The organism is uncultured Nostoc sp. (genome assembly GCF_964245575.1).
Taxonomy (GTDB): domain Bacteria; phylum Cyanobacteriota; class Cyanobacteriia; order Cyanobacteriales; family Nostocaceae; genus Nostoc.
On record NZ_CAXTNP010000460.1, the window covers coordinates 1 to 3,949 of the forward strand.

At 43.2% G+C, this 3,949-nt stretch carries 8 protein-coding genes; 5 read left to right on the plus strand and 3 right to left on the minus strand.

Translation table 11 applies throughout. The features are described from left to right. Positions 1-67 precede the first annotated feature (67 nt). From ACFFAP_RS36850 to ACFFAP_RS36860, 3 genes are all read right to left on the minus strand, one after another. On the minus strand, positions 68-412 hold the full coding sequence (locus tag ACFFAP_RS36850) for a hypothetical protein (RefSeq protein WP_375515839.1): 345 nt from the start codon (positions 410-412) through the stop codon (positions 68-70). Next, positions 381-743: a hypothetical protein gene (locus ACFFAP_RS36855; protein ID WP_375515840.1), complete on the minus strand. Its 363-nt coding sequence runs from the start codon at positions 741-743 to the stop codon at positions 381-383. Before ACFFAP_RS36855 ends, ACFFAP_RS36850 begins: the two co-directional genes overlap by 32 nt. A 134-nt stretch (positions 744-877) precedes the next feature. Then, the gene (locus ACFFAP_RS36860; RefSeq protein WP_104910272.1) at positions 878-1,096 is read right to left on the minus strand and encodes a hypothetical protein; all 219 of its coding nucleotides are present in this window, start codon (positions 1,094-1,096) and stop codon (positions 878-880) included. 24 nt (positions 1,097-1,120) lie between these two features. Here ACFFAP_RS36860 and ACFFAP_RS36865 point away from each other — a divergent pair, with 24 nt between their 5' ends. The 5 genes from ACFFAP_RS36865 to ACFFAP_RS36885 all read left to right on the plus strand — a co-directional run bounded on the left by ACFFAP_RS36865 (position 1,121) and on the right by ACFFAP_RS36885 (position 3,828). Beyond that, positions 1,121-1,474 carry a hypothetical protein gene (locus tag ACFFAP_RS36865; RefSeq protein ID WP_375515841.1) on the plus strand — a complete coding sequence of 118 codons (354 nt, stop codon included), beginning with the start codon at positions 1,121-1,123 and terminating at the stop codon, positions 1,472-1,474. Position 1,475: 1 nt separating this feature from the next. After that, a complete protein-coding gene (locus tag ACFFAP_RS36870; RefSeq protein ID WP_375515842.1) occupies positions 1,476-1,658 on the plus strand; it encodes a hypothetical protein in 183 nt (60 codons plus the stop codon). A 147-nt stretch (positions 1,659-1,805) separates the two neighbouring features. Then, positions 1,806-2,528, plus strand: coding sequence for a hypothetical protein (locus tag ACFFAP_RS36875; RefSeq protein WP_375515843.1), 723 nt, complete (start codon positions 1,806-1,808; stop codon positions 2,526-2,528). A 173-nt stretch (positions 2,529-2,701) separates the two neighbouring features. Beyond that, on the plus strand, positions 2,702-2,842 hold the full coding sequence (locus ACFFAP_RS36880) for a hypothetical protein (protein ID WP_375515844.1): 141 nt from the start codon (positions 2,702-2,704) through the stop codon (positions 2,840-2,842). 347 nt (positions 2,843-3,189) lie between these two features. Then, positions 3,190-3,828: a hypothetical protein gene (locus tag ACFFAP_RS36885; protein ID WP_375515845.1), complete on the plus strand. Its 639-nt coding sequence runs from the start codon at positions 3,190-3,192 to the stop codon at positions 3,826-3,828. Positions 3,829-3,949: the final 121 nt, after the last annotated feature.

The following is a 3,949-nucleotide window of genomic DNA, read 5'->3' on the forward strand; positions in this document are numbered from 1 at the left end:
TGTTTAAATGTAAGCTTATGATTTTTGTTGAGTAATTTATTCCTTGGAAGTCCCATATAAAACAGCATCACGATGCTTTGGGCTTGTCGGTGGGCGGTAGGGCTTTCAGAGGCTTGCTGTGCCAATCTTTCAACTGCTTTACTTGCTCCCCCAAGCTTGCCAAAGTTCCTTGCTCAAAGGCTTTAAACATCTCTGGAGCAACTTCCCCCATGTCGCCACCGGAGATTCGTGTGATCACCAATTGCATAATCCGAGCGCCACGCACATTAACAATTCCGTTGGCGACTGCATTATCAAAGCTCTCAAACTGATCATCTAGTTGATATCCGGCTTCTTGCCCTGTTTCTTCTGAGCGAGTCTCAGGAACCTTGGCGGTTCCTCTAGCAGCTTGTTGTGCAGTCTTGTAACTCATGAATTTTCTCCATTGTTTGGTGAATTAATCGAACGGCTGTGTCGTACTGATATTTTTTGACCAGTTTTCTAAATTCAAAAAGCACCTCGATAGAGCTTCTGCTAAAGCTTTCATCTTGAGGAATGAAATCAAATCCAAGTGGTCTAACTTTCATTGGCACAAGACATAACAAGTCTCTCCTCAGCGTGCTGTCCGCTCCTCCATAGAACTCTCGAACTACGGCTTTTCTTGGAAGTTCAACGATCGCCTTGGCAAGTACGTCATCTAGCCTTTTTAAAGCCCATTCTGTTTTGTAAATGTCAGACCATGATCTGCTCATGGTTGTGTTCATGAATTGCTCACAATCTGCTCACGTCTCTACAATAAAAAACCCGCGCTTGGCGGGCAATAACTAAAGTAAATTAGTGAGGTAGTTCGGTCTTGGGGGTTTCCCCCAGGAGAAACTACCGAACCCGTAAGGGTAAATTAAAAAATTAGAGGCGGTGGTGCTTCAATACCTGCATTTTTAAGAACGTCTAGCAGCTGAATTACCCTAACAGCCAACTCTCTAGGTTGTGTCTTGTTCGTGTTCCACTGTGAGACAACCTTTGGACTTGTGCCTAACGCGATCGCAGCTTGCGCTTGACTAGGATAACTAGCGATCGCATTCAAAACGTATTCCCTTTTTTCCTGCTCTGGACTCATAATATTAATTGCCTCCAAGACTATTTGGCGGAACTGCCTTTTGGTGGGAGCGATCGCGTCTTTGCCGGGGCGATCGCTTTTGATTCCAGTGATCCAGTAGGCAATGCAATCCAAAACATTCTAAGATTCCTCACGCCCCAAACTGAATATCACCAACTCGCGCTAGCTTCCAGAAGTAATTACGATGCTCTCAAAGAACTTGAGAAGGAAAATCCAGAGGATAATTTAATCAAAGTTTTGTTGTATCTAACCAAGGCGAAACCAGACTCCCCCGCACTGTTTACCATCATCGCGGAGGCTGGGACAACGGCGGCGCTGCATGTTAGAAACCTGGAACATCAAAAAATCACGGATGCGATCGCAGCTGCTCTCAACTAAAATGTACACTTCAGAACAACGTCACCAACTAGAGCATGTATTTGTTGTTAAACTTGCAGCCTATGAGAATTGGGAAGTTGACCCCTCCACAATTCACTCAGCAGTCGAAACAAATCCAAGGGTAAAGCGTTGGCTAGAGCTATCAAGAAAGTTACTTGATGTAGTAGAACATACAATTTCTTAGAGGAAAATGGCGATGCCTACGGCGGGCTTCGCCTACGCGTTTTAGGGTGCGATCGCCACTTTTAGCCCTATATCTGCCCCGAAATCATAAGTATTAATTGAGATGAACGAAATTGTTGTAACATAAATGTAAAATTAAAGGCATTTTATGTTTAAAACAAAATATTCATGGTGTGGCATTGGAGCATTAACACTGTTGCTGTTTGGTATAGCGGAGCAAGCAAGAGGGGCAGTAATATTTCAGACTGATCGGCTTGCGTTTGAAACGGCAAATCCGGGTTTAATGATTGAAGACTTTGAAAAAGGTAATATACCCAAGGGTGGGGATTTCCCTTTTCGCGCTGACAAACCGCTCAATAATGCGACGAATAATACTTACTTTTCTTCAGGTGATATCCTGAGTGGAATTGAATTCAAGGTTTCTCTAGATCCCTATTTATTCGCTAGCAATAATTACTTTAGAAATACTACGAAATCAATCTCGACTGCACAGGCAGCGGCTGACATATCGATTAACCTGAATCCAGGTGTGACTTCTGTGGGATTTGATATTTTTGACCTTGGAGGTGCAGATGACAAGGTTCTTGTCGAAGTTTTAGGAAGTTCTTCTGTTTTGAGCAAATTCACATTTAATCTTGAGGCGTTAAACCAGCAATTTATTGGTGTTACCTCAAATACCAACAATATATCAAGTATTAGATTAACGCATCTATTTACAGGGCCTAGTTATCCTGGTGCGTATGGCATAGATAATGTAGCTTTTGGAGACGTGCAACCTGTTCCTGAACCTATTACGAGTGGTGGTACAGCGCTTGCTGGTGCTATTGGACTGTACATGAAGCATAAGCAAAAAAGCTCCTCACTCGTGTAGTGTATCTGTAGTACACAGAACTAGAACTTGTTATATTATACGTACACAATGCCATTAAGAATGCTGAAAGTTATACAGGAAAAGGCTTTTTCGACCATCTTGCCGAAAATTACACATATCTTGGCTCAATACCCCATTGAGACGCAAAAAGTAAGCGCTCGCATTTATCACAAATGCACCAGTACCGCAAGCTAGATCAGAGAAGTGAGGAATCAATCAGTTTCTTAGAGGAAAAGGCGATCGCACTTCCAAACCGCAATCACCAAATCGTTGGCATTGCCACTCCAAGAGTTGGCATTTACAAGCGAGGATAATCGAGATATTCAGTGCATTCAGCGTTGTTAACGCTACTGATGACATACTGTCCGGGAGCAACTGGCGATCGCTATCGCTCCTCATCCTCGCTTGTATAGAAGCGATGCCTACGGCGGTAAACTACGCTGCTGCTCTCAACTAACAATTTTCTTAGAGTCAAAGGGCGATAGCTTATGTAGAGTGCGATCGCCTTTGTGTTTGGCTCCTCAAAGCGATGCCTTACTTTAAAGGGCTAAAACCTGAGTAGGTTCACTTTGACCGCAGCGCTTTGACTCTAGATTCTGCCAGTACAGTGATAAATTTGTTGCTTGAACTCGGTTAGCCAGTGAGAGATTTTATAAAGGCAATGGTAGTGCTTTCGCGTCAAGAACTACCTGCATTTGTGCGTAAGAAAATTCGGGAAAAGCTTCGGAAAAAGCCAACTCCGACTATTCATTTGTTTGTGCCACGGATGTTGTTTGGTGACAATTTTGAGATGCTGCCAAGTAGCGATTTGGGTGCTGTTCTGGGTAGTGAATACCCATTTGTTGTCCGAACAAACTTGAAGACTCACCCAATCGGATGCTACTATTACGACGATTGGCATGAGAAATGGGAACAGATTGAAAAAGCTTTTGAAAATAATACCTGCGAGGTGGCCAAGTTCATAGACTGTTCGCTGCCAGAAGAGGATTTGATTCCAGAACTAGAAAAAACCTATGCCGTGATTCTTAAAAACTGTGATTCTGTAGGGAGCTGGTTTGATTTGATTGCAGAAGAGACGGCGTTGCCAGTGGCACTATGGTCGCGCGATCCTCAATTTCAAGACCAATTAGCTAATGTATGCGATTGCATTTTTAAAGATTTACCCGATCGCATTCATCAGGAGCGCAAGACAGCGCATAAGTCTAAAATTAAACCTTTGCTGGGTGATCACCTAAGCCTGGTATGGGAAGATCCAAAAATCGTGCCTCCCGATATGCAGTTTGATCCAGAGATAGGTTGAGACCATGAGCGACGAAACTTTAGCAGCTCAAGCCAGTACCGAAAAACTATTCAATCCGATTTTCAAATTGGACTTTGGACAAAAAAGAAGTGTTCGCGTAAATTATCCGCGAACTTAAAAT